Source organism: Streptomyces sp. CS113 (assembly GCF_002188365.1).
Taxonomy (GTDB): Bacteria; Actinomycetota; Actinomycetes; order Streptomycetales; family Streptomycetaceae; genus Streptomyces; species Streptomyces tendae.
On sequence record NZ_KZ195574.1, the window covers coordinates 5193819 to 5218938 of the forward strand.

The following is a 25120-nucleotide window of genomic DNA, read 5'->3' on the forward strand; positions in this document are numbered from 1 at the left end:
GGGGCCTCGCGGGTAAGAGGACATGCGCCGTCGACTGATCCAGTCCACGCTCGCCGTGGTGCTCGTCGTGATCGCCGTCTTCGGCGTCTCCCTCGTCATCGTCGAGACCCGGACCATCAGCAGCACCGCCCAGGAGCGGGTCGACCTGGAGGCGGTGCGGCTGGCCAGCATCGTCGACAGTCGGCTGATCGGCACCGGCTCCGTGGACGAGCGGTTCCTGCGCGAGCAGATCCGCGACGCCCGCTACGCCGTGATCCGCATCCCCGGCGAACCGGTCATCGAGGTCGGCAGCAAGCCGTCCGGAGACGTGCTCCAGGGCAAGGCCACCGGTGAGGAGGGCGAGACGGTCCTCGTCGAGGAGCCCAGCTCCTCGGTCACCCGGGAGGTCGGGCGGACCCTGCTGATCATCGGCCTGGTGGCGCTGCTCGCGGTGATCGCCGCCGTACTGCTGGCGATCCGGCAGGCCAACCGCCTCGCCTCCCCGCTCACCGACCTCGCCGAGACCGCCGAACGCCTCGGCTCCGGCGACCCGCGCCCCCGGCACAAGCGCTACGGCGTCCCCGAGCTGGACCGGGTCGCGGACGTGCTGGACTCCTCCGCGGAGCGCATCGCCCGGATGCTCACCGCCGAGCGGCGGCTGGCCGCGGACGCCTCGCACCAGCTGCGTACGCCGCTGACCGCGCTGTCGATGCGGCTGGAAGAGATCACCCTCACCGACGAGCCGGAGACGGTGAAGGAGGAGGCGACGATCGCGCTGTCGCAGGTGGAGCGGCTGACCGACGTCGTGGACCGGCTGCTCACCAACTCCCGCGACCCGCGCAGCGGCTCCGCCGTCACCTTCGAGCTGGACGACGTCATCCAGCAGCAGATCGCCGAGTGGCGCCCGGCCTACCGGAGTGAGGGCCGGGCCATCGTCAGCTCCGGCAAGCGCCATCTGACGGCCGTGGGCACCCCGGGCGCCGTGGCGCAGGTGCTGGCCGCGCTGATCGAGAACTCCCTGATGCACGGCGGCGGCACGGTGGCCCTGCGGACCCGGGTGACCGGCAACCAGGCCGTGGTCGAGGTCACCGACGAGGGTCCCGGCGTCCCGGGCGACCTGGGGGCGCGGATCTTCGAGCGCGCGATCAGCGGACGCAATTCGACCGGCATCGGCCTCGCCGTCGCCCGCGACCTGGCCGAGGCGGACGGCGGCCGCCTGGAGCTGCTCCAGGGGCGCCCACCGGTCTTCGGACTGTTCCTGTCCCGTACGCCGCCCTCGAAGAAGTCCGCGGGGGACGGCGACCCGACGGTGCGCTGAGCGCGCCCGGGTGAGGAGAACCGGTCAGCGGCGGCCGGCGGGGGCGCCGTCCGCGCGGGGGACCGCGGTCGGGTGCTCGTGCTCCAGGAAGGTCTCCGCCTGCGTCAGCGGCTCACGGGCGGGCAGCGCGCGGAAGACCCAGCTGCGGTACGACCAGAAGCGGAACAGCGTGCCGATGCCGATGCCGAGGAACTTGAAGATGTTGCTCTGCAACGGGCTGTCCCAGCCGAACCCGTAGGTCGCGGTGTAGAGCACGCCGTTCTCGATCACCAGCCCGACCGCGCTGAACAGCAGGAACAGCGACATCTCGCGGGTCCGGCCGCTCTTGTCGCGGTCGCGGTACGTGAAGTAGCGGAAGCCCACGTAGTTGAAGGCGATCGCGACGACCGTGGCGATGATGCTGGCCCGCACCACCTGGAGGTCGGTCGTGTGCCGTACGAAGTTGAAGACGAGGAGGTTGACCAGCACACCCGCCCCGCCCACGGCGCCGAACTTCACGACCTCCCGCACGAGCCGGCCGATCCGCTCCCGCATTCCGGCACGGGACGCGTCGGGCGCGGAGGGAGCCGGGTGAGCACCCGAGGAACCATGTCCCATGGTCGTGCAGGCCCCCGTCCAGGGTTGGCGTCAATCCGTTCATGCTAACCACCCGGACGCGCGATCTTCCTGCGGACGGACGCACGGGAGTCGGAACGGGCGCCTGGACCGGCCGGAAACGGCCGGTAAACAGGTGGGCTCCGCGCGGCCGATACGCTAGGGGTGTGACGTTCCCCGTAGTCGGCATGGTCGGCGGTGGCCAGCTCGCTCGTATGACACACGAGGCGGGCATCCCGTTGGGCATCAGGTTCAAGCTTCTCAGTGACACTCCTCAGGACTCTGCGGCGCAGGTCGTGAACGAAGTCGTCGTCGGCGACTATCGCGATCTGGACACGTTGCGCGAGTTCGCGCGCGGCTGTGACGTGATCACCTTCGATCACGAACACGTGCCGACCGGGCACCTCAAGGCCCTGGAGGCGGACGGCATCCCCGTCCGCCCCGGTCCCGAGGCGCTCGTGCACGCCCAGGACAAGGGCGTGATGCGCGCGAAGCTCGTCGCGATCGGCGTGCCCTGCCCGCGGCACCGGATCGTGCGCGATCCGGCCGACGTGGCCGCCTTCGCGGCGGAAGGCGTCGCGGAAGGCGCCGCCGGGGGCGACGGCTTCCCCGTCGTCCTCAAGACGGTCCGCGGCGGATACGACGGCAAGGGCGTGTGGGTCGTGGACTCTGTCGAGGAGGCGGCCGAGCCCTTCCGCGCGGGAGTGCCCGTGCTGGCGGAGGAGAAGGTCGACTTCGTCCGCGAGCTGGCCGCCAACGTGGTCCGCTCCCCGCACGGCCAGGCGGTGGCCTACCCCGTCGTCGAGTCCCAGCAGGTGAACGGCGTCTGCGACACGGTGATCGCCCCGGCGCCCGACCTCGACGAGGCGCTGGCCCTGCGCGCCGAGGAGATGGCGCTCGGCATCGCCAAGGAGCTGGGCGTCGTCGGCCACCTCGCCGTCGAGCTGTTCCAGACCCGCGACGGCCGCGTCCTCGTCAACGAACTGGCGATGCGCCCGCACAACTCCGGCCACTGGACGATGGACGGCGCGATCACCTCGCAGTTCGCCAACCACGTCCGCGCCGTCCTCGACCTCCCGCTCGGCGACCCGCGTCCGCGCGCCAAGTGGACGGTCATGGTCAACGTCCTCGGCGGCGACTACCCGGACATGTACTCGGCGTACCTGCACTGCATGGCCCGCGACCCGCAGCTCAAGATCCACATGTACGGCAAGGACGTGAAGCCCGGCCGCAAGGTCGGCCACGTCAACACCTACGGCGACGACCTGGACGACGTGCTGGAGCGCGCCCGTCACGCTGCCGGCTACCTGAGAGGGACGATCACCGAATGAGCCAGGCCAGCCCGGCCAGTCCAGTCGTCGGCATCGTCATGGGGTCGGACAGCGACTGGCCCGTCATGGAGGCAGCCGCCAAGGCCCTCGACGAGTTCGAGATCCCCTACGAGGTCGACGTCGTCTCCGCGCACCGCATGCCGCACGAGATGATCGCGTACGGCGAGCAGGCCGCCGGACGGGGCCTGAAGGCGATCGTTGCCGGGGCCGGGGGCGCCGCCCACCTGCCCGGCATGCTCGCCTCCGTCACCCCGCTGCCGGTCATCGGCGTCCCGGTGCCGCTGAAGTACCTGGACGGCATGGACAGCCTGCTGTCCATCGTGCAGATGCCGGCCGGTGTTCCCGTCGCCACCGTCTCCGTGGGCGGCGCCCGCAACGCCGGTCTGCTGGCCGCCCGCATCCTCGCCGCCCACGACGAGGAGCTGCTCGGCCGGATGCGCGACTTCCAGCAGGAGCTGAACGACCAGGCCACCGAGAAGGGCAAGCGACTGCGCAACAAGGTCGCGGGCTCGGCGGCCGGCTTCGGATTCGGAAAGTGACGGAGGGGACGCGGATGACCTCGCTGGACCGGGCCCGGGAACTGCTGCGCGAGTTCCCGGTCGTCGACGGGCACAACGACCTGCCCTGGGCGCTGCGCGAACAGGTCCGCTACGACCTCGACGCCCGCGACATCGCCGCCGACCAGTCCGCCCACCTGCACACCGACCTGGCGCGGCTGCGCTCCGGCGGCGTCGGCGCGCAGTACTGGTCGGTGTACGTCCGCTCCGACCTGCCGGGCGCGGTCACGGCGACGCTGGAGCAGATCGACTGCGTACGGCGGCTGATCGACCGCCACTCCGGCGAGCTGCGGGCCGCGCTGACCGCCGCCGACATGGAGGCGGCCCGCGCCGAGGGCCGGATCGCCTCCCTCATGGGCGCCGAGGGCGGCCACTCCATCGACGATTCGCTGGCCACGCTCCGCGCCCTGTACGCGCTCGGCGTGCGCTACATGACCCTCACCCACAACGACAACGTCGCGTGGGCGGACTCGGCGACCGACGAGCCCCGCGCCGGCGGCCTGTCGGCCTTCGGCCGCGAGGTCGTGCGGGAGATGAACCGCGAGGGCATGCTGGTCGACCTCTCGCACGTCGCGGCGACGACGATGCGCGACGCGCTGGACACCTCCACCGCGCCGGTGATCTTCTCGCACTCGTCCGCCCGCGCGGTCTGCGACCACCCGCGCAACATCCCGGACGACGTCCTGGAGCGGCTGCCCGCGAACGGCGGCATGGCGATGGTGACGTTCGTGCCGAAGTTCGTGCTCCAGGCGGCCGTGGACTGGACCGCCGAGGCCGACGAGAACATGCGCGCGCACGGCTTCCACCACCTCGACTCCAGCCCCGAGGCGATGAAGGTGCACGCCGCCTTCGAGGAGCGCGTCCCCCGTCCCGTCGCCACCGTGTCGACGGTCGCCGACCACCTCGACCACATGCGCGAGGTCGCCGGCGTCGACCACCTGGGCATCGGCGGCGACTACGACGGCACGCCCTTCACCCCGGACGGGCTCGGCGACGTCTCCGGCTACCCGAACCTGATCGCCGAACTGCTCGACCGCGGCTGGTCCCAGTCCGACCTGGCCAAGCTGACCTGGAAGAACGCGGTCCGCGTGCTCGACGCGGCCGAGGACGTGGCCCGCGGGCTTCAGGCGACGCGGGGACCGTCCAACGCCTCGCTGGAGGAGCTGGACGGCTGAGCCGTCGTCTCGTCGAGGGCGGGGTAGTCGGTGTATCCGGTCGCCCCGCCCACGTACATCAGGTACCGGTCCCGCACCGGGTTCAGCGGCGCCCCGAGCCGCAGCCGCGCGACCAGGTCGGGGTTGGCGAGGAACGGCCGGCCCAGCGCGATCAGATCGGCCCCGGCGGCCAGCAGCCGCGCGGAGGCCCGACGCACGGCGTCCGTGGTGAGGGTGTCGCCCAGGACCGGATTGGCGATCAGCACGCCGGGCCATCCGGCGCGGAGCCGCCCGAACAGCGGGGCGCCGGGGTCGGCGTGCACGAGGTGCAGGTAGGCGAGGCCCAGCCCGCCGAGACGCTCCACCAGGGCCGGATACAGCGCGTCGGTCTCGCCCTCCGCGATGCCGTTGACGGTGCTGGCGGGGGAGACCCGCAGCCCGACCCGCTCGGCGCCGATCTCGGCGGCGACGGCCTCCGTCACCTCGGCCGCGAACCGGATCCGGGCGGCGACGGAACCGCCGTAGCCGTCGGTGCGCAGGTTGGTGTTGGCGGCCAGGAACTGGTGCAGCAGGTGGCCGTTGGCGGAGTGCACCTCCACCCCCTCGAACCCGGCGTCGAGCGCGTTGCGCGCCGCCCGTGCGAAGTCGGCGACGGTGGTCAGGATGTCCTCGGAGCTCATCTCCCTGGGGACGACGGCCGGCCGGTGCCCGCCGGGCGTGAAGATGGTCCCGGGCAGCGGCACCGGTGACGGCGCGACCGGCGTCAGCCCGCTCGTCGCCGGATGCCCGACCCGCCCGCCGTGCTGGAGCTGGAGGAACATCCGGCCGCCCGCCTCCCGCACGGCCTCGGTGACCCGCCGCCAGCCCGCCACGTGCCGGGCGCTGTGTACCGCGGTGATGTCGGGATAGGTCTGCCCGACCGCGTTCGGCGTCGCGGCCTCGGCGACGATCAGCCCGGCGGTCGCGCGCTGGGCGTAGTACGTGGCCATGAGCGGGGTCGGAGTGCCGTCGGCCTCGGCCCGGTTGCGGGTGAGCGGGGCCATCACGAGACGGTTGGGAAGCGTGAGCGGGCCGAGCGGGGCGGACGCGAAGAGGTCTGTTGTGTGCGACATGCTCGTACGCTAAAACTTGACACCAGTGTCAGAATCAAGTCCGGCGTCGAGAGGTACGGGAATGCGGATCGGTGCACTGGCCCGGCGCACGGGCGTCAGCGAACGCTCGCTGCGCTACTACGAGAAGCAGGGACTGCTCGCGGCCGAGCGCACGCCCGGCGGGCACCGCGAGTACCCGGAAGCGGCCGTCGACCGGGTCGTCCGGATCCAGGAGCTGTACGCGGCCGGGCTATGCAGCAGCAAGATCGCCGAGCTGCTGCCCTGCATGCGGGACGGGGACGGCGGTCCCTCGGCCGTCGCCACCCCGAGGCTGGTCGCCGACCTCACCGCGGAGCGCGCCCGCATCGACCGGATGATCTCCGACCTGCTCCGTTCCCGGGACACCCTCGACGAGGTGATCGACGCGGCCGGGGGCTGAGCCGCGTACCCCCGAACGCTCCACCCACCAGGAAGCCCTTTCCCCGCCGTGCGACGGTGGCCGTACCTCACGACGACCGTACGGAGCCCGTCATGGCAGACCTCCAGGACGACCTGCACCCCGGTACCGAGGCCGGTGGGCTCGACGACCTGCCCGTGCCGCTCGCCGCGGAGGCCTTTCCGCCGGAGCCCTACGCGCCCGTGTCCGACCCCGACGACGAGCCGCTGACCCGGGCGCTCGCCGTGCTGGCCGCCCACCCCGTCGCCGACGGATGCAGCGGCCTGCCCTGGGCCCTCAAGCACCTGCCCTGGTACGACCTGGAGCTGGGCGAGAGCGCCGTCGACACCGACGTGCCGCGGCTGCGCGAGGGGCACGTGGGTGCGCTGCTGTGGTCGCTGCACCTGCCCGAGTCCCTCGACGGGGAGCACGCGGTCGGCGCCACGCTGGAGCAGCTCGACCTGGTCAAGACGGTCGTACGGGCCCACCCGGAGGGGCTGCGCCTGGCCTACGACGCGGGGCAGGCCATCGACGCCCGCAACTGCGGCCGGATCGCCGTGCTGCCCGGCCCCGCGGGCGCCGCCGCCCTCGGCGACTGCCTCGGCATCCTGCGCTCCCTGCACGCCCTCGGCCTGCGCGCCCTGACGCTGTCCGGGGTGAGCTGGGCGAGCGAGGCGGGACTGACCCGCTTCGGCGAGGAGGTCGTCCGGGAGATGAACCGCCTCGGTGTCGTCGCCGACCTCTCCGGCGCCTCCACGGAGACCATCCGCCGTACCTTCGCGGTGTCCAAGGCGCCGGCGCTGTGCACCCGCTCCGCCGCCCGCGCGCTGCGCCCGCACCCCGCCAACCTCCCCGACGACCTGCTGGTGGAGCTGGGCGCGGCCGGCGGTCTGTGCATGGTGCCGCTGACCGCCGAGCAGACCGGCCCGACCGTCCGGGACGTCGCCGACCACCTCGACCACGTTCGCACGGTGGCCGGGCCGCAGAGCGTCGGCCTGTCCGGCACCTACGACACCGGCACCGCCCACCCGCTGGAGCTGGGCGACCCCTCCTGCTACCCCCGGCTCATCGCCGAACTGCTCCGACGCGGCTGGGACGAGGCCGACGTGGCCCTGCTGACCTGGGGCAACGTCCAGCGCGTGCTGCGCGCCGCAGCCTTCACCGCCAAGGCGGCCCAGCTGCGCCGCGAGCCGTCCACGGCGACCATCGCCGACCTGGACGGGTAGTCAGCGAGAGCGGGGGCCCGCGCGAGCGTCAGGTGTGCTCGATCCGGCACAGGCAGAACGGATGCCCCGCCGGATCGGCGTACACCATGAAACCCTTCTCCTCCCGGTCCTCCAGGTCCAGCGGCCGGGCGCCCAGCGCGAGCACCTTCTCGTGCGCGGCGTCCATCTCCGCCCAGGTCGCCCCGCCGTCGAAGTCGAGGTGGAACTGCTGGGCGTTGCGGTCGGAGCGCGGCCACTCGGGCGGGGTGAGGTCCGGCGCACGCTGGAAGGACAGGCGGGGACCGCCGGGCACCTGGAGGACGACCCAGTCCGGGTCCGCCTCGTCGGGTGTGCCGCCGCCGACCGCCGCGTAGAAGCGGGCCAGCTCACGGGGCTCGGGGCAGTCGACGACGACGGAACGGAAACGTGCCGCGGGTGCCATACGGGTACCTCCCGGGATCGGCGGGGCGGATCGGCGGACCGGCGCTCAGCAGGCGCAGAGGCAGAACGGGTGCCCGGCCGGGTCGGCGTAAACCCGGAACGTACGGGTGCGGTCCTCCGCGTCCAGCGGACGCGCGCCCAGCTCCAGCACCGCCTTCTCCGCCGCGTCCAGGTCCGGGACGGTCAGGTCGAGGTGGAACTGCTGCGAGTCGTCGGGGGCGGGCCACTTCGGCGGCACGAACCCGGGGGCGGCCTGGAACGCCAGCGCCCGTCCGTCCGGCAGCCTCAGGTCGACCCAGTCGCCCTCGCCCTCGACGGTGCCGCCGAGCACGTCGGCGTAGAAACGGGCCAGGGCACGGGGATCGGGACAGTCCAGGACGACGACGCCCAGTTCGGCGACAGCCATGACTTCCTCCTTGAAGCACGCGGTCTGCGGTTACCTGCAAGGGGCGAGTAACCGGTAACGGTTACTGCATGCTGCCGTATTGGAGGTAACGTCGCAAGCATGAGTGAGAGATCGCCCGCGCCGGGCGGCCTGGGCCTGGTCGAGACCCTGGTGAACACGCTGGATGTCGAGACGGGCGCCGACTCGCTGGACACCGAGGAGGGCCGGGCGCGGCTCGGTCTGGCGCAGGACGACGTACCCGCGGCCCGCGAGCTGCGCGAGTCCCTGCGCGCGACCCTGCTCGCGCACGCTGGGCACCCGCCGCACCGCACGGTGACCCCGCTGGGCGAGCTGCTGGCCGCCGCCCCGCTGGTCGTCACCGTCGACCCGGCCGACGGCTCCGCCACCCTCGCACCGGCCCGGGAGGGCTCCCTGACCGCCCGGGTCGCCGCCGCCGTCGCCGAGGCGCTGGTGGCAGGCACCTGGAGCCGCTTCAAGGCGTGCGAGGCCGCCGACTGCCACTGGGCGTACTACGACCGCAGCCCGGCCGGACGCGGCCGCTGGTGCTCCATGCAGGTGTGCGGGGCCCGCGCCAAGATGCGCCGGTACCGGGCCAAGGAGTCGTAAACACCGTCCGTTTCACCGGTCGTCCGCCGCGCCCTGCGGCAGAATGCGGACGGACGCCGGTTCGGCCGACTGAGCCTCGGCCGAACCGGCGTCACCCGTGCCGTCCTGGGCGCACTAGGCGGTCGGGCGGCCCATCGCCCGGTACGTCCAGCCGGCCTTGCGCCACAGCGTCGGGTCCAGGGCGTTGCGCCCGTCCAGGATCACCCGGGCCGCCGCCGCCTCGCCCAGCGCCTCCGGGTCCAGCTCGCGGAACTCCCGCCACTCGGTGAGGTGCAGGACCACGTCCGCGCCCCGCACCGCCTCCAGGGCCGAGTCGGCGTAGCCGAGGGTCGGGAAGAGTCGCCGGGCGTTCGCCATGCCCTTGGGGTCGTACACGGTCACCTGGGCGCCCTGGAGGTGCACCTGCCCGGCGACGTTCAGCGCGGGGGAGTCGCGCACGTCGTCCGAGTCCGGCTTGAAGGTCGCGCCGAGCACCGCGATCCGCTTGCCGAGGAAGGGGCCGCCGCCCAGCGCCTGCCGGGTCAGCTCCACCATCTGGCCGCGCTGGCGCATGTTGATCGAGTCGATCTCGCGCAGGAAGGTCAGCGCCTGGTCGGCGCCCAGCTCACCGGCTCGGGCCATGAAGGCGCGGATGTCCTTCGGCAGGCAGCCGCCGCCGAAGCCGATCCCGGCCCGCAGGAACTTCTTGCCGATCCGGTCGTCGTACCCGATCGCCTCCGCCAGCTTGGCGACGTCGCCGCCGGCCGCCTCGCAGACCTCCGCCATCGCGTTGATGAAGGAGATCTTGGTGGCGAGGAAGGAGTTCGCGGCGGTCTTCACCAGCTCGGCCGTCGGGAAATCCGTGACGACGAACGGCGAGCCCTCCGCGATCGGCGTCGCGTACACCTCGCGCAGCAGCCGCTCGGCCCGCTCGCTGCGCACGCCGACCACGAGCCGGTCGGGGTGCAGGGTGTCCTCGACGGCGAAGCCCTCGCGCAGGAACTCCGGGTTCCAGGCCAGCTCGGCCTCGTCGCCCGCCGGCGCGTGCTCGGCCAGGTAGGCGGCCAGCCGGTCGGCGGAGCCCACCGGCACGGTCGACTTGCCGACGACCAGCGCCGGGCCGGTGAGGTGCGGCGCCAGCGAGGCCAGCGCGGAGTCGACGTACGACATGTCGCAGGCGTACTCGCCGTGCTTCTGCGGGGTGTTCACGCACAGGAAGTGCACGTCGCCGAAGGCCGCGGCCTCGGCGAAGTCGGTGGTGAAGCGCAGCCGCCCGCTGGCGCCCTCGATGCCGACCACGTGCTTGCGCAGCAGCTCCTGGAGACCCGGCTCGTACATCGGGACCTCGCCCCGCTGGAGCGTCTCGATCTTCTCGGGCACCACGTCGAGACCCAGCACCTCGAAACCCAGCTCGGCCATGGCCGCCGCGTGGGTGGCGCCGAGATAGCCGGTACCGATCACGGTGATCTTCAGGGCCATGGGTGCTCCAGAGGTGTACGGCACGGGTCGCGCCCGAGCATATCCGGGACGCGGCGAAGGCCCTCCGGTCGGCTGTCGTCAAGCTCACCTATCCACCGGCCCGGCCGGGGCTCTAAAATTTGGGTTACTTAACGGTAGTTAGCGTGCCCAGCATCACAGCGTTTTGGAGCGTGAGACACCTTGGCCGGATCGGCTGACTTCGACCTGTACCGCCCGTCCGAGGAGCACGACATGCTCCGGGACGCCGTCCGCTCGCTGGCCGAGGCGAAGATCGCGCCGTACGCCGCAGCGGTGGACGAGGAGGCCCGCTTCCCGCAGGAGGCCCTGGACGCCCTCACCGCGAACGACCTGCACGCGGTGCACGTCCCCGAGGAGTACGGCGGCGCGGGCGCCGACGCGCTCGCCACGGTGATCGTCATCGAGGAGGTCGCCCGCGCCTGCGCCAGCTCCTCCCTCATCCCGGCGGTCAACAAGCTCGGCTCGCTGCCGGTGATCCTCTCCGGCTCCGAGGAGCTGAAGAAGAAGTACATGACCCCGCTCGCCAAGGGCGACGGCATGTTCTCCTACTGCCTCTCCGAGCCCGACGCGGGCTCCGACGCGGCCGGCATGAAGACCAAGGCCGTGCGCGACGGCGACTTCTGGGTGCTCAACGGCGTCAAGCGCTGGATCACCAACGCGGGCGTCAGCGAGTACTACACGGTGATGGCCGTCACCGACCCCGACAAGCGCTCCAAGGGCATCTCCGCCTTCGTCGTGGAGAAGTCCGACGAGGGCGTCTCCTTCGGCGCCCCGGAGAAGAAGCTCGGCATCAAGGGCTCCCCGACCCGCGAGGTCTACCTCGACAACGTCCGCATCCCCGCCGACCGCATGATCGGCGCGGAGGGCACCGGCTTCGCCACCGCCATGAAGACGCTGGACCACACCCGCATCACCATCGCCGCCCAGGCCCTCGGCATCGCCCAGGGCGCCCTCGACTACGCCAAGGGCTACGTCAAGGAGCGCAAGCAGTTCGGCAAGCCGATCGCCGACTTCCAGGGCATCCAGTTCATGCTCGCCGACATGGCCATGAAGATCGAGGCCGCCCGTCAGCTGACGTACGCGGCGGCCGCCAAGTCCCAGCGCGGGGACAGCGACCTCACCTTCCAGGGGGCCGCCGCCAAGTGCTTCGCCTCCGACGTGGCCATGGAGGTCACCACGGACGCCGTCCAGCTGCTCGGCGGCTACGGCTACACCCGTGACTACCCGGTGGAGCGCATGATGCGCGACGCCAAGATCACGCAGATCTACGAGGGCACCAACCAGGTCCAGCGCATCGTCATGGCGCGCAACCTGCCGTAGCGGCCGCGGTCCGTTCGGCGAGGGGCGTCCGCGGGCCGGGCGCCCCTCGCTCGTCTGATCGATTGTCAGTGGTGGATGAGACGGTGGATCCATCGAGTCGGGAGGCCGCCGAGCGGTCGACGGCAATCGGCAGTCGGTAAGAGGGGGATCCGCCATGTCCAAGAGCCAGAACTACATCAACCACGTCGCTCTCGTCCTGGACGCCAGTTCGTCCATGCGCCGCCTGAGCCACAAGGTGGTCGAGGTCGCCGACCAGCAGATCGCCTACCTGGCCCGCCGGTCGCAGGAGCTGGACCAGGAGACCCGCGTCACGGTGTACGTCTTCGCCGACCAGGTGGAGTGCGTCATCTACGACAAGGACGTGCTGCGGATGCCGTCGCTGAAGCAGATGTACCGGGTCGGCGGCATGACGGCGCTGCTGGCGGCCACGCTCAAGTCGCAGCGGGAGCTGGCGCAGACCGCCCAGCTGTACGGCGACCACAGCTTCCTGACGTTCGTCCTCACGGACGGCCAGGAGAACGTGAGCCACCGCTGCCCGGACGCCCCCGCCCGGGACCCCCGCGCACTGGTCGAGGGCGTGTCCACGATGATCGAGACCCAGGCGGACAACTGGACGCTGGCCGTGCTCGTGCCGGACCAGATGGGCAAGCGCGAGGCCATGCAGTACGGCTTCCCCAAGGACAACATCGCCATCTGGGACGCCACCAGCACCCAGGGCCTGGAGGAGGCCGGACAGGTCATCCAGGAGGCCACCGAGAAGTTCATGGTGGGTCGCACCAAGGGCATCCGCGGGTCGCGGGCCGTGTTCTCCACCGGCGCGGACGCCGTCAACAAGGAGACGATCAAGGCGGCCGGCCTCACCCCGGTGGAGGCGTCGGCGTACGCGCTGATCGACGTGACCCGCGACGTGCCGATCCGGGACTGGGTCGTCGAGCGCGGGCACACCTACCGCACCGGCGGTGCGTTCTACCAGCTGAGCAAGTCGGAGAAGGTCCAGCCGAAGAAGCAGATATCGGTGCTGGAGAAGAAGACGGACCGGGTGTACACGGGGCCCGAGGCCCGCGCCCTGCTCGGCCTGCCGGACGTCGAGGTCCGCATCAGGCCCGACCACAACGACGACTTCACGATCTTCGTGCAGAGCACGAGCGTGAACCGGAAGCTCGTGGCGAACACCCGGCTCCTGCTCATGCTCTGACCTCGCCGGCGCCCAGGTCGGCGCCGCGGCCGGGGGTCAGTCCTGGTACCCCTCCGCCACCCGCCGCTCGCGCAGTTCCATGATCGCGCGGCGGCGGGCCAGGCGGTGGGTGCGGCGGATCTGGGCCTCCTGGTAGCGCCGCTTGTCCTTCTCGGTCTCGGGGAGGACCGGCGGCACCGTGCGCGGCTTGCCGTCGGCGTCCACGGCGGCGAAGACCAGATAGGCCGAGCCGACCTGGGTGGCCGGGGCGGACTCGTTCCAGCGCTCGGCCATCACCCGGACACCCACCTCCATGGAGCTGCGGCCGGTCCAGTTGACCTGTGCCTTCACATGGACGAGGTCGCCGACGCGGACCGGTTCGAGGAACGCCATCTCGTCCATGGACGCGGTGACGGCGGGCCCGCCGGAGTGCCGTCCGGCCACGGCGCCCGCCGCGTCGTCGACGAGCTTCATGATCACACCGCCGTGCACCGTGCCCAGAAGGTTGGTGTCGCTGTGGGTCATGATGTGGCTGAGCGTGGTGCGGGAGGCCGAGGTCGGCTTGCCCGGGATCTCCGGGGGCGCCGACGGCGCGGCCGAGGCCTGTTCTGCCTGGTCTGTCATGCCCTCCACCTTATGCCGGGGCTACACCGACGTGGTTTTGTGTCGGGTTCGCAACAGCACTGCCCTGATTTTCCGACGAACCTTGTAACCCCCGCAGTGCGGGCCTGCACACTGGTGCGCATGAATGATTGGCCCGAGGGATGGTCCGGTGACAACCGCGGCAGCGGATACGGACGCGGCAGCGCGAGCGCACGGCCGGAGAGCGCCCGCGTGATGCGCCAGGTCCGCCGCGGCGCGACACCGCCGCCCGGCCCGGGCCCGTCGGCCCCGCCGTACGGCGCCGGGGTGCCCCAGCAGCCGTCGTACTCCGACGGCCAGGGACACGGCGGCGACGGGTACGACAGCGGCTACAACACCGGCCAGGTCTACGGCGGCGGTGGCGGCGGCCAGGGCCCCGGCCGACAGGTCCGGGACCGGCCCGCGCCGAACTGGCGCCGCCGGATCAAGTGGACCGCCATCACGGTGGTGACCGTGCTGGTCGTCACCACCGTCGGCACCTACTTCTGGGCCGACTCCAAGCTCCACCGCGACGTCGACCTGTCCAAGGTCATCGAGCGGCCCGAGGCGGGCGAGGGCACCAACTACCTGATCGTCGGTTCCGACAGCCGCGAGGGCATGACCGACGAGCAGAAGAAGGACCTGCACACCGGCTCCGCCGAGGGCAAGCGCACCGACTCCATGATGATCCTGCACACCGGGGACAACGGGTCGACGCTGATCTCCCTGCCCCGTGACTCGGACGTGGAGATCCCGAGCTTCGTCGGCTCCGAGTCCGGCAAGAAGTACCCGGGCACCGGCCGGCACACCAAGCTGAACGCCGCCTACGCCGAGGACGGCCCCGAGCTGCTGGTGCGCACCATCGAGCACAACACCGGGCTGCGCCTGGACCACTACGTGGAGATCGGCTTCGCCGGCTTCGCGAACATCGTGGACGCGGTCGGCGGCGTCGAGATGGACATCCCGCAGGACATCAAGGACAAGAAGTCCGGCGCCGACTTCCAGAAGGGCAAGCAGACCCTGAACGGCGAGGAGGCCCTCGCCTTCGTCCGCACCCGGTACGCGCTGGCCGGCTCCGACCTGGACCGCACCAAGAACCAGCAGAAGTTCCTGTCGGCACTGGCGAGCCAGGTGGCCACCCCGTCGACGGTCCTCAACCCCTTCAAGCTCTACCCGACCATGGGCGCCGGTCTGGACTCCCTCATCGTCGACAAGGACATGGGCCTGTTCGACCTGGCGAGCATGTTCTGGGCGATGAAGAGCGTCAGCGGCGGCGAGGGCACCTCGATGAACATGCCGATCTCGGGCAGCGTCGGCGGCAACCTCAAGTGGGACGACGCCAAGGTCAAGAAGCTCGTCGAGGAGCTGAAGAACGACGAGAAGGTCACCGTCTCCGGCAACTGAGCGGGGGGCCGGCCGGCCCCGGCCCCTCACTGGTCGCCGCAGACCACCTCGTCGCCCCGCACCACCGTGCCCGACTCCTGCGGCGGGTCGGCCGGCCGTACCTTCGCCACCTTCTCGAAGTCGGCGCCCGCGATCACCTTCAGCGTGGCGCCCTGCCCCTTGACCGGCTTCAGCTCGCTGCCGGGCAGCGCGGCGGCCAGCGACTTCGCCGACTGGTCCCAGCGCGGGTCGTAGGCGACGACGGTCCGCTCGACCGCCCGGTCCCTGGCATTGCGCGGGGCCTTGGTGGTGCGGAACCCGGTCGCGGCCAGCGCGTCGTCCACCCGCTTGCCGAGCCCGGAGGTGCGGGTGCCGTTCTCCACCTGCACGCGGATCTGCTTCGGGTCCACCGGGACCCGCACCGGCGCCGGGCCCTTCGGCCTCGGTTTCGGCGCGGCCAGCGGCTTGTCCTCGCGCAGGGCGTCGAAGAGCCGCTCGGACTTCGCCGGGTCCCACTTCAGGGTCGAACCGACGCCCTTGACCGCGTAGCCCATCTGCCCGATCGGCACGGTGGTGAACTCGGAGGACGACGGCGAGAAGTTCCGCATCGCCCGCCCGAGCGTCAGCAGCTCGTCGGTGCCGAAGCCCTGGTCGGCCCGGACCGAGCCGAGCACGGCCCGGGTGACGTCGCGGAACTTCAGCGGATTCAGCAGGATCCCCGAGGAGGTGGCCCGCTCGATCAGGGCGGCCAGGAAGCGCTGCTGGCGCTTCATCCGGCTCAGGTCCGAGGCGCCGTCGAGGTGCCGGGCCCGCACGTACTGCAACGCCTGCCCGCCCTTCAGGGTGTGGGTGCCGGCCGGCAGGTCGAGTCCGGTGTAGCTGTCCTTGAGCGGCTGGACCGTGCAGATTTTCACACCGCCGAGGATGTCCACGGTCTTCATGAAGCTGGTGAAGTCGACCTCCAGATAGTGGTCGATCTTCACCCGGGTCATGTTCTCCACGGTGCGGATCGTCAACTGCGCGCCGCCCTCGGCGTAGGCCGCGTTCAGCTTGAGCGGGTGCCCCTTGTGGTGCTCACCGGTGGTGCGGTCGGTGTGGCCGGGCGTCTCGGCGTACGAGTCGCGCGGCAGGCTGACCACGCTCGCGCGCTCCCGGTCCTCCGAGATGTGCACGATCATGATGGTGTCGGTGCAGTGGCAGGGGGCGCCGCCCAGCCGGTACTTGCGCCGCTCCTCCTCGGTGATCTCGTCCCGGCCGTCGGTGCCGACCATCAGGACGTTCATGCCGTCGCCCGCCCGCGGCCGGTTCTTCATGTCCTTGAACGCGTCGAACCGCGAGATGTCCGAGTCCAGACCCGAGAGCACCGCGTGCCCGATCCCGGCCGAGGCGAGCACCACCACCGACAGCGCGGTCACCGTCCGCATGGCCCAGCGCGGCTTCCTCCGCCGTACGGGGGGCCTCGGCAAGCGCCCGGACGGACGAGCGCCGCCGCGCTGCGGCGGGGGGCCGCCCCGGTCGGTCGAGGCCGGGACCCGGGACGAGCGGGGCGGCGTGGGCAAGGGAACACCTCCGCGGGGACGGGGCCCTGGGCGTGGAGCGTGAGGCCGTACGTGGGATTCGTGAGCACCGTAGGCCCATACGATCTGCTGCCCGGGGCTGTGACCCCCGCGGCGCGCACCCGTGTCCCCCGTTCGCGGTAACGTGAGCACCGATGAACGCCAAGTCCGACGTGCGGCTGCCCGCCGTTTCCGTGATCATGCCCGTCCTCAACGAGGAGCGGCACCTGCGCGGCGCCGTCCGCGCCATCCTCGCCCAGGAGTACGCCGGCGAGATGGAGGTCGTGATCGCCGTCGGTCCCTCCACGGACCGTACGGAAGAGATCGCCGCCGAACTCGTCCGCGAGGACCCCCGGGTCCACACCGTGCCGAACCCCACCGGCCGTACGCCCGCCGCGCTGAACGCCGCGATCAAGGCGTCCCGCCACCCGGTGGTCGTCCGCGTCGACGGCCACGGCATGCTCTCGCCGAACTACATCTCCACGGCCGTCCGGCTCCTGGAGGAGACCGGCGCGCAGAACGTCGGCGGCATCATGCACGCCGAGGGCGAGAACGCCTGGGAGGACGCCGTCGCCGCCGCGATGACGTCGAAGATCGGCGTGGGCAACGCCGCGTTCCACACCGGTGGACAGGCGGCGCCCGCCGAGACCGTCTACCTCGGCGTGTTCCGCCGCGAGGCGCTGGAGCGGCAGGGCGGCTACAACGAGGAGTTCATCCGCGCCCAGGACTGGGAGCTGAACTTCCGCATCCGCGAGGCCGGCGGCCTGATCTGGTTCTCGCCGGAACTGCGGGTGTCCTACCGCCCCCGGCCGAGCATGCGGGCGCTGGCCAAGCAGTACAAGGACTACGGCCGCTGGCGGCACGTCGTCGCGCGCTACCACGCCGGCTCCATCAACCTGCGCTATCTCGCCCCGCCGACCGCCGTGTGCGCCATCGCGGCCGGTGTCGTGGTGGGCGCCGCGCTGACCCCCTGGGGCTTCGTCGTGCCCGGCGCCTACCTGGCGGCGATCGTGGCCGGCTCGCTGCCCGCCGGGAAGGGGCTCGGGCTGAAGGCGCGGGCGCAGATACCGGTGGCGCTGGCGACCATGCACATGTCGTGGGGCTGGGGCTTCCTGACCAGCCCGAAGTCGCTGGCCAGGAAGGTCATCGCGTCCCGGCGCCCGGCGGTCCGGGCGGACGCGGGGGCCACGGACGCCACGGACGCCACGGACGCCACGGACGCCGCCGGTACTCGCTGACGTCGTCCGTCAGGACCAGGTGAACGCCGGGTTCACGTGCATGCAGGCGCTGTCGTCCGCACCGTTGAGGGCCTCGGCCGACTCCGGGGTCCGGTCGTCGCTCTCGGGCGCCTTGTACGCCGTGCCCTGGCGCCAGTCGGCGCCCACGACGAGCGTGACGCCGGAGACGTCCGTCGACCGCTTCACGGAACTCGCCGGGATCCCCAGGGACTTGGCGACCCGCCGGGCGTCGCCCTCCAGGTCGGCGCTCGGGTAGCGGATCACCGTACGGTCCTCGCTCGGCAGCACCGACGGGTCCGCGACCGCCTTCGTGAAGCCCCGGTCCACCAGGAGTCCGGTGACCGTGTTCGCGCGCCCGGGGGCCGTGCCCAGCTCGTCGGTGCGGGTTCCGTTGCGGACCTGCACCGCGATCGCGTCGTCGGGCGCGGCCGGGTCGGCCGGGGGCTCCGGCTCCGCGGGCTTCTTCTTCGCGTCCCTGCCGTCCAGCGCGATGTCCTCGCGCACCAGCCGGAACAGCTGCTCCGCGTCCTCGGTCGGCTCCACGCGGGCGCCGACGTACCGGTTGGGCATCGTCGTCATGGTGATGCGCTCGGGCTTCACCCGGCGCAGCTCGTTGCTGAGGTCGTACAGCTTCTTGACGGAGTCCAGGCCCGGGTCGACGGTGAGCGCCGCGGTGGCCTCCTCGGCGAGCCTGCGCAGCTTGTTGGGGCTGCTGAGGGTCGCGTTCTCGCGCAGTACCCGGACCATCGAGTTCAGGTACATGTGCTGGGCCTTGGCCCGTGCCAGGTCGCTGCCGTCCTCGAAGCCGTACCGGGTGCGCAGCCACTGAAGGGCCTGTTCGCCCTTGACCGGGTGCGTGCCCTTCGCCAGCTTCAGACCGGAGCCGTGGCCCCCGCTGTCGCGCGAGTGGATGTTGGCGTCCACGCAGACCGGGACGCCGCCGACGGCGTCCGCCATCGAGACCACGCCCGCGAAGTCGACCATCACGAAGTGGTCGATGTGGATGCCGGTCAGCTCCTGCCAGGTGGCCACCGCGCAGCCGGGACCGCCGTGGCCGAGGCTCTGGTTGGTCATCACCCGGCCCTCGCTCGCCGGGTAGACCTCACCGTCGTCCGGGTTGGTGCACTTGGGTATCTCCAGCAGGGTGTCGCGCGGCATGCTGACCACCGACATGTTGCTGCGGTCGGCGGACAGGTGCACCAGCATCTGCACGTCCGCCAGCGGCGTGGCGCCGAACGTCTCGCGGGCGCCGCCCAGGTGCTGGTTCTCCTTGCTGTCCCGGGCGTCCGAGCCGATGACGAGGATGTTCAGCGGGGTCTGCCCGGCCGCGTTCGGCGTCGGCGCGGCGACCTTGCTGTCGCCCAGGTTCAGGGCGTCCTGCTTGATGTTGTCGTTGAGGTGCTCGTAGTAGAGGTACCCCGCCCCGGCCGTGCCGGCCAGGACCACGGCGAGCACCACGGCGGTCCAGCGCAGGACCCGCCGCCGCCCGCGCGGACGGGGGGCGTCGGGCCCGCCTTCGGTGCCCCCGACACCGTTGTCGCCGTCCCCCCGGACGGCCTTCTCACGCTCGGGGGCGTCTGTCGCGCCCTCTTGCGTGTCCTCCCCCTGCACACTGCTCCGCGTCACTTCCGCGTCCCTCCCCGCCCCCGGGCCACCGCATGGGCCCGTCGCCGCCCTGTGAGACGTACGACAGGCCCCTCAGGTCAACTGGCGCACAGCTTCTGGTCGGCCGTGGACTCGGTGTCCAGGTCCGGCTTCTTGACGGAACCGTCGAGTTTGACGCCGGCGCCCTTGAAGTCCTTGCCGAGGGTGAGGGTCATGGTGGGCAGCCCCTGGGCGTTGGTGACGCTCTTGCCGGGCTTCATGGCGGCGCCGGTCAGGCCGAGGATCTCGGCGAGGGCGCGGGCCTGGTCGGCCTGGTCGGGGGCGTACTCCAGGGTGGTCTTCGCCAGGTCGGCGGGGGCGTTGCCCGCGTTCTCGGACTTGGAGACCCCGGCCTGGGTCTGGAGGTAGGCCAGTTCCTGCTGGGCGCTGCCGGCGGGGGCGCCGCCGTTCATGACGCGGACGCGGACCTCGCCGGGCTCGGACTTCTCGCCCTTGAGCCGGGCGGCGACGGCGGCCTTCTCCTTCTTCTGCTTCTGCTCGACCTCGGTGAAGGAGATGTCGTTCTTGATCATGTCGAAGACCTGGGGGCCCTTCGCCTCGTTCACGACCACCGTCGCCTTGACCTTCTCGGCCGGGTTGTCGATCACCGGCACCGTGGTGAAGGTGATGTTCTTCGTCGGCACCTTCTTCAGCTCCAGGGCCATGTCCTTGAGCGTGCCCACCTTGCCGATGGCGCTGTCCACGGTGAGGGCCTTGGTCGCGGCCTCGGCGAGCTTCACCAGCTTGGTGGGGCTGGTGAGGGTGTCGCTGGAGGACATCTTGCGCATGAGCGAGCCCAGGAACTGCTGCTGCACCTTGATGCGGTCCAGGTCGCCCTCGTTGCCGAAGGCGTGCCGGGTGCGGACGAAGGCCAGGGCCTGCTCGCCCTCGACCGTGGACTCGCCCGCGGGCAGCTTGAGATGGGACTTCGGGTCGTCCACGGCGTGCTCCACGCACACGTCGACCCCGTCGACCGCGGTGGTCAGCGTCTTGACCGCGTTGAAGTCGGCCATCATGAAGTGGTGCGGCTGGATGCCGGTCACCGCCTTCACCGTGCGCATCGTGCAGCCCGCGTCCCGGCCGAGGTCGCCGAGGCTCTGGTTGAAGCGGACGCCGGAGGAGCCGGGGACGACCTTCTTCGTCCCGTCCTCCTGCGTGGTCTCGCAGTCGGGGATGTCGACGATCAGGTCGCGGGGGATGCTGAGGGCGGTGGCGTTGGAGCGGTCCTTGGAGACGTGCAGCAGGATGTTGGTGTCCGCGTGCCCGACGCTGCCCTTGTCGCCGTAGCCCTCGTTGCCCTCACCGGTGCGCTTGTCGGTGCCGATGATGAGGATGTTGAAGGCCTCGTCCTTCTTGAAGCTGCTGCTTCCGGCGGTGCCCACGTCCGTCGTCGAGACGTTCCCCTCGAGGTGCTTGAGGTAGACGTAGCCGCCCACACCGGCCACCAGGACGACGAAGGCCATGCTGCCGCCGGTCCACAGCAGCACCCGCTTGCCCCGGGACTTCTTCTTCTCCGGCCGCCGTCCGCGCCGCCCGGGCACCGGCGCCTCGGGCTCCGCACGCCGCCGCCGCTGCGGCGGCACCTCACGGCCCGGAGCGGTCGTACGGCGTCCCGGCGTACGGGGCCCCGCCGTACGGGGCCCGGGGACGGACGACTCCGGTGAGGAGGGCGACAGCCGCAGTTCGTACTCACCGGTCCGCGGATTCAGCACCCACTGGTCTGCGGGGTCGACGTCGTCTGCCCGCCCACGTCCTTGCGCGTCCACGGTCTCCCAATCCTCCGTCGGGGGCCACGCGGCACCTTCCCCTGAAGGCGCACGGTAAAGAGTCAACAAGTGCACGACGCCAGGGAGGACCTCGCGGCAGGGGGCACTGGAGCGCTCACACTATCCGCCCGGTTCGGCGTCGAACGAAACCGGTGTCACGATCGTCACCCCTACAACAGGGCATTCCCTCCTATTTTCGTGAACTCCTACCATCGATACGGCTTGTAGACGTCCATGCACTTGCTGGTGTCCGAGCCGTTGAGGGCGTCGCTCGTCTCCGGCAGGTCTCCTGCCTCGGGCGTCTTCTGCTTCGGGTAGGACGTGCCGTCGCGCCAGTCAGCTCCCACGACGAGAGTGATCCCGGACACGTCCGCGGACTTGCGCACCGCGTTCGCCGGTATCCCCATCGCGTCGGCGACACGGCGCGCGTCGCCCGCCAACTCGTCGCTCGGGTACCGGACCACGGTGCGCTCCTCGGAGAGCGCGGCCGAGGTGTCCTTCGCCGCCTTGGCGAAGCCCTTCTCCACCAGCGCACCGGCGATCTCGCCGGCCCGGCCGGTGACCGGGCCGAGGGTGGCCGAGCGGGTGGCGTTCTGGACCAGGACGCCGATCTCGGAGTCGGCGGCGGGCTCGTCGGAGGGTCGGCCGGTGCCGTCCTGCCCGGTGGCGCCGTCTCCGGCGGTGCCCTTGCCGTCGGCCTCGCCCGTGCCCTTCTTCTTCGTGCCCTTGTCGTCGAAGGACACGTCGTCGCGGAGCATCGCCCACATCGTGTCGGCGTCGGTGGCCGGCAGCAGGTGGTTCTTGTCCTCGGGATCCTCGACGGTGGGGATCGTCGTCATGGTGATGCGGTCCGTGGGCACCGTCTTGAGCTGCATGCCGAGGTCGTACAGCTTCTTGACGGTGCCGATCTCCTCGGAGACCGTCAGCGACTTCGTGGCGGCCTCGGCCAGGCCCATCAGCCGGCCGGCGTCCGTGAAGACGTTCTGGCTCTTCAGCGTGCGGATCATCGAGTTCATGTACATGTGCTGGGCCCGGGCCCGCAGCGGGTCGCTGCCCCAGGCGTGCCGGGTGCGCAGCCACTTGAGCGCGTCCTCGCCCTTGACCTTGTGCGAGCCCTTGGTCATCTTCAGGCCCGAGCCGCCGGGCACGCCGGGCAGCGGGCGGTCGTGCACGTTCTGGTTCACGCACACCTCGACCCCGCCGACGGCGTCCGCCATCGACACCACGCCCGCGAAGTCGATCGTCATCCAGTGGTCGATGTAGACCCCGGTGAGGTTCTCCCAGGTGGCCAGGGTGCAGCCGGCGCCGCCGCGGGCCAGCGAGGTGTTGATGATGGCGTTGGTCGCCGGGAACTTCTCGCCGGTGTCGGAGTCCTTGCAGGCCGGGATGTCGACCCGGGTGTCCCGGGGGATGCTCACCACCGCCGCGCTCTTGCGGTCGGCGGCCAGGTGGATCAGCATCTGCACGTCGGCCAGCGGCGGGTTGTCCCGGTGGTTCTTGCCGCCGCCCAGTGCCACGTTGGCGTCGGAGGCGCGGCTGTCGGAACCGAGCAGCAGGATGTTCAGGGGCGTCTGCCCGGCCGCGTTCGGCTCGGCCTTGTGCGCCTTGGAGTCGCCGCTGCTGCGCTCGCCCTTGTCGATGTTGCCGTTCAGGTGCTGGTAGTAGAGGTATCCGGCGCCGGCCGTGCCGAGTATCAGCACCGCGAGGGTCGTCGCGGACCAGCGCAGCGCCCGGTGCCGCCGCCCGCCGGTGCGCCGTCGCCCGGAGCGCCTGCCGTTGCCGCCGCCGTGGCCTCCCGGGCCGCCCCGCCCGGCCGGGCCCGCGTCGTCCTGGTGCCGGCCGCCGCGTCCGGCTCGCCTGCCGCGGGTGTGGCGGACCGGGTCGGGTCGCGTGTCCTCCCCGCGCACACTGCTCTGCGTCATGCCTCTCCCACCCTCGGACCGCGAACGTGCTCCCGCACGCGACCTGTTCGCACAGTTGGACGTACGAAGCAGTGCGTTGGCTGTACGACGTCCGGTGGTTTGTTCGCGGTAGGACCGGTCGACCGATGGACTGTCGTACTGTCAGACGGGATCCGGGCCCCTCAGGTCACTTCGCGCACTCGACCTTGTCCGCGGTGGACTTCTGGAGGTCCTCCGGCGCCTTCGCGGAGGTGGCGTCGAGCTTGACGCCGGCGCCCTTGAAGTCCTTGCCGAGGGTGAGGGTCATGGCGGGCAGCCCCTGGGCGTTGGTGACGCTCTCGCCGGGCTTCATGGCGGCGCCGGTCAGGCCGAGGATCTCGGCGAGGGCGCGGGCCTGGTCGGCCTGGTCGGGGGCGTACTCCAGGGTGGTCTTCGCCAGGTCGGCGGGGGCGTTGCCCGCGTTCTCGGACTTGGTGACGCCCGCCTCGTTCTGGAGGTAGGTCAGCTCCCGCCCCGCGCTGCCGGACGAGGCGCCGCCGTTGAGGACGCGCACGCGGATCTCGGAGGGCTCGGACTTCTCGCCCTCGAGGCGGGCGGCGACCGCGGCGTCCTCCTTCTCCTTCTTCTCCTTCTCCTTCTTCTTGACCTCGGTGAAGGAGACGTCGTTCTTGACCATGTCGAAGACCTGCTGGGCGGGTCCGTCCTTGAGGACGACGGTCACCGGCGTCTTCTCGGCCGGGTTGTCCTTCACCGGGACCGTGGCGAAGGTCAGGTTCTTGGTGTCGAGCTTGCCCAGCTCGAGACCGAGGTCCTTCAGCTTGCCGATGCTCTTCAGCTTGGCGTCGACGGTCAGCGCCTCGGTGCCCGCCTCGGCCAGCTTCACCATCTTCGTCGGGCTGGTGAGCGTGTCGTTGGACTTCAGCTTGCGCATCAGCGAGCCGAGGAACTGCTGCTGGATCTCGATACGGCTCAGGTCGCCGCCGAAGCCGACGGAGTGCCGGGTGCGGACGAAGGCGAGGGCCTGCTCGCCCTCGACGCTGTGCTTGCCCGCCGGCAGGTTCAGGTGCGAGTCCGGGTCGTCGATGTCCTTCGCCAGACAGACCTCGACGCCGCCGACCGCCGAGGTCAGGGTCTTGACCGCGTTGAAGTCGGCCACCATGAAGTTGTCCGGTGTCACGCCGGTCAGCTCGGTGACGGTCCGCATGGTGCAACTCGGCGTACGGCCGCCCTGGCCGAGGCTGGTGTTGAAACGGACACCGGAGGAGCCGGGGATGACCTTCGTACTCCCGTCCTCCTGCGTGGTGGGGCAGTCGGGGACGTCGACGATCAGGTCGCGGGGGATGCTGAGGGCGGTGGCGTTGGAGCGGTCCTTGGAGACGTGCAGCAGGATCGTGGTGTCGGCGTGGCCGGCGCTGCCTTTGTCGCCGTAGCCGTCGTTGCCGGAGCCGGTGCGCTTGTCGGTGCCGATCAGCAGGATGTTGATGGCCTGGTCCTTCTGGAACCCGCCGGTGCTCGCGCCGTCGTCGGGGAGGGCCTCGATGTTGTCGTTGAGGTGCTGGAGGTAGAGGTATCCGGCGGTGCCGACGGCGAGGATGACGAACGCCATCGTGCCGCCGGTCCACAGCAGGACCTTCTTGCCCCTCGACTTCTTCTTCGCCGGCCGCCGGCGGCCGCGCCGTCCCGGCGGCGGCTCCTCGGGCGCGGCGCGGCGCCTGCGGGGTGCGGGGACCTCGGGTGCCGGGGCCGGCGAGGGTGCCGGTGACGAGGCCCGGCGCGGGCCCGGGATCGGCGACTGCGGTGCGGAAGAGGGCAGTCGCAGTTCGTAGTCGCCGGTTTCCGGATTGAGTACCCACTGGTCTGCGGGGTCGATGTCCTCCGCCCGCCCACGGCCTTGCGCGTCCACGATTGTCCGAATCCTCCGTC

General features: G+C 71.3%; 22 protein-coding genes. 11 read left to right on the forward strand and 11 right to left on the reverse strand.

Annotated elements, in window-relative coordinates; all coding sequences use genetic code 11:
* Window positions 1-22 precede the first annotated feature (22 nt).
* Window positions 23-1297 carry a two-component system sensor histidine kinase DraK gene (gene draK, locus B9W62_RS23215; protein ID WP_087808977.1) on the forward strand — a complete coding sequence of 425 codons (1275 nt, stop codon included), beginning with the start codon at window positions 23-25 and terminating at the stop codon, window positions 1295-1297.
* Window positions 1298-1321: 24 nt separating this feature from the next.
* On the opposite strand, the gene B9W62_RS23220 is transcribed toward draK, so the two are convergent.
* Entirely contained in the window at window positions 1322-1894 is a 573-nt protein-coding gene (locus B9W62_RS23220) for a GtrA family protein (RefSeq protein WP_087808978.1), read from the reverse strand.
* A gap of 164 nt (window positions 1895-2058) precedes the next feature.
* On the opposite strand from B9W62_RS23220, the gene B9W62_RS23225 reads away from it, so the two are divergent.
* From B9W62_RS23225 to B9W62_RS23235, 3 genes are read left to right on the forward strand one after another with little or no spacing between them, the layout of a single operon-like run.
* On the forward strand, window positions 2059-3222 hold the full coding sequence (locus tag B9W62_RS23225) for a 5-(carboxyamino)imidazole ribonucleotide synthase (RefSeq protein WP_087808979.1): 1164 nt from the start codon (window positions 2059-2061) through the stop codon (window positions 3220-3222).
* Complete coding sequence (gene purE / locus B9W62_RS23230) at window positions 3219-3761, forward strand: 5-(carboxyamino)imidazole ribonucleotide mutase (RefSeq protein ID WP_087808980.1); 543 nt, start codon at window positions 3219-3221, stop codon at window positions 3759-3761. Before B9W62_RS23225 ends, purE begins: the two co-directional genes overlap by 4 nt.
* Window positions 3762-3775: 14 nt before the next feature.
* Window positions 3776-4954, forward strand: coding sequence for a dipeptidase (locus B9W62_RS23235; RefSeq protein WP_087808981.1), 1179 nt, complete (start codon window positions 3776-3778; stop codon window positions 4952-4954).
* Here the strand turns inward: B9W62_RS23235 and B9W62_RS23240 are convergent.
* Window positions 4903-6045 (reverse strand): alkene reductase, encoded by a 1143-nt coding sequence (locus tag B9W62_RS23240; protein ID WP_087808982.1) that lies wholly within the window; start codon window positions 6043-6045, stop codon window positions 4903-4905. The two genes, B9W62_RS23235 and B9W62_RS23240, sit on opposite strands and share 52 nt — an antisense overlap.
* 61 nt (window positions 6046-6106) lie before the next feature.
* On the opposite strand from B9W62_RS23240, the gene B9W62_RS23245 reads away from it, so the two are divergent.
* Both B9W62_RS23245 and B9W62_RS23250 read left to right on the forward strand, forming a co-directional pair.
* Window positions 6107-6463, forward strand: a complete 357-nt coding sequence (locus tag B9W62_RS23245; RefSeq protein ID WP_087808983.1) for a MerR family transcriptional regulator — start codon at window positions 6107-6109, stop codon at window positions 6461-6463.
* Between the two features lie 92 nt (window positions 6464-6555).
* Window positions 6556-7686 (forward strand): dipeptidase, encoded by a 1131-nt coding sequence (locus tag B9W62_RS23250; RefSeq protein WP_087808984.1) that lies wholly within the window; start codon window positions 6556-6558, stop codon window positions 7684-7686.
* A 28-nt stretch (window positions 7687-7714) separates the two neighbouring features.
* Here the strand turns inward: B9W62_RS23250 and B9W62_RS23255 are convergent, their stop codons facing one another.
* Both B9W62_RS23255 and B9W62_RS23260 read right to left on the reverse strand, forming a co-directional pair.
* Window positions 7715-8107, reverse strand: a complete 393-nt coding sequence (locus B9W62_RS23255; protein ID WP_087808985.1) for a VOC family protein — start codon at window positions 8105-8107, stop codon at window positions 7715-7717.
* 45 nt (window positions 8108-8152) lie between these two features.
* The gene (locus B9W62_RS23260) at window positions 8153-8512 is read right to left on the reverse strand and encodes a VOC family protein (RefSeq protein ID WP_087808986.1); all 360 of its coding nucleotides are present in this window, start codon (window positions 8510-8512) and stop codon (window positions 8153-8155) included.
* Window positions 8513-8611: 99 nt separating this feature from the next.
* Here B9W62_RS23260 and B9W62_RS23265 point away from each other — a divergent pair, with 99 nt between their 5' ends.
* A complete protein-coding gene (locus tag B9W62_RS23265; protein ID WP_087808987.1) occupies window positions 8612-9118 on the forward strand; it encodes a CGNR zinc finger domain-containing protein in 507 nt (168 codons plus the stop codon).
* Window positions 9119-9232: 114 nt separating this feature from the next.
* On the opposite strand, the gene B9W62_RS23270 is transcribed toward B9W62_RS23265, so the two are convergent.
* Window positions 9233-10576: a UDP-glucose dehydrogenase family protein gene (locus tag B9W62_RS23270; RefSeq protein WP_087808988.1), complete on the reverse strand. Its 1344-nt coding sequence runs from the start codon at window positions 10574-10576 to the stop codon at window positions 9233-9235.
* Window positions 10577-10756: 180 nt separating this feature from the next.
* On the opposite strand from B9W62_RS23270, the gene B9W62_RS23275 reads away from it, so the two are divergent.
* Complete coding sequence (locus B9W62_RS23275; protein ID WP_087808989.1) at window positions 10757-11914, forward strand: acyl-CoA dehydrogenase; 1158 nt, start codon at window positions 10757-10759, stop codon at window positions 11912-11914.
* A gap of 154 nt (window positions 11915-12068) precedes the next feature.
* The gene (locus tag B9W62_RS23280) at window positions 12069-13109 is read left to right on the forward strand and encodes a vWA domain-containing protein (RefSeq protein ID WP_087808990.1); all 1041 of its coding nucleotides are present in this window, start codon (window positions 12069-12071) and stop codon (window positions 13107-13109) included.
* 36 nt (window positions 13110-13145) lie between these two features.
* Here the strand turns inward: B9W62_RS23280 and B9W62_RS23285 are convergent, their stop codons facing one another.
* Entirely contained in the window at window positions 13146-13712 is a 567-nt protein-coding gene (locus B9W62_RS23285) for an acyl-CoA thioesterase (RefSeq protein WP_087808991.1), read from the reverse strand.
* Between the two features lie 120 nt (window positions 13713-13832).
* Here B9W62_RS23285 and B9W62_RS23290 point away from each other — a divergent pair, with 120 nt between their 5' ends.
* Window positions 13833-15113, forward strand: coding sequence for an LCP family protein (locus B9W62_RS23290; RefSeq protein ID WP_179235619.1), 1281 nt, complete (start codon window positions 13833-13835; stop codon window positions 15111-15113).
* A gap of 26 nt (window positions 15114-15139) precedes the next feature.
* Here the strand turns inward: B9W62_RS23290 and B9W62_RS23295 are convergent, their stop codons facing one another.
* On the reverse strand, window positions 15140-16516 hold the full coding sequence (locus tag B9W62_RS23295) for an LCP family protein (protein ID WP_087808993.1): 1377 nt from the start codon (window positions 16514-16516) through the stop codon (window positions 15140-15142).
* A 287-nt stretch (window positions 16517-16803) separates the two neighbouring features.
* On the opposite strand from B9W62_RS23295, the gene B9W62_RS23300 reads away from it, so the two are divergent.
* Window positions 16804-17886 carry a glycosyltransferase family 2 protein gene (locus B9W62_RS23300; RefSeq protein ID WP_087808994.1) on the forward strand — a complete coding sequence of 361 codons (1083 nt, stop codon included), beginning with the start codon at window positions 16804-16806 and terminating at the stop codon, window positions 17884-17886.
* Between the two features lie 9 nt (window positions 17887-17895).
* Here the strand turns inward: B9W62_RS23300 and B9W62_RS23305 are convergent, their stop codons facing one another.
* The 4 genes from B9W62_RS23305 to B9W62_RS23320 form a co-directional block, all read right to left on the reverse strand.
* Window positions 17896-19512, reverse strand: a complete 1617-nt coding sequence (locus tag B9W62_RS23305; RefSeq protein ID WP_107424209.1) for an LCP family protein — start codon at window positions 19510-19512, stop codon at window positions 17896-17898.
* A gap of 77 nt (window positions 19513-19589) precedes the next feature.
* Window positions 19590-21296 (reverse strand): LCP family protein, encoded by a 1707-nt coding sequence (locus tag B9W62_RS23310; RefSeq protein WP_179235620.1) that lies wholly within the window; start codon window positions 21294-21296, stop codon window positions 19590-19592.
* Window positions 21297-21502: 206 nt separating this feature from the next.
* On the reverse strand, window positions 21503-23218 hold the full coding sequence (locus B9W62_RS23315; RefSeq protein ID WP_179235621.1) for an LCP family protein: 1716 nt from the start codon (window positions 23216-23218) through the stop codon (window positions 21503-21505).
* Between the two features lie 166 nt (window positions 23219-23384).
* Window positions 23385-25100, reverse strand: coding sequence for an LCP family protein (locus B9W62_RS23320; protein WP_107424210.1), 1716 nt, complete (start codon window positions 25098-25100; stop codon window positions 23385-23387).
* Window positions 25101-25120: the final 20 nt, after the last annotated feature.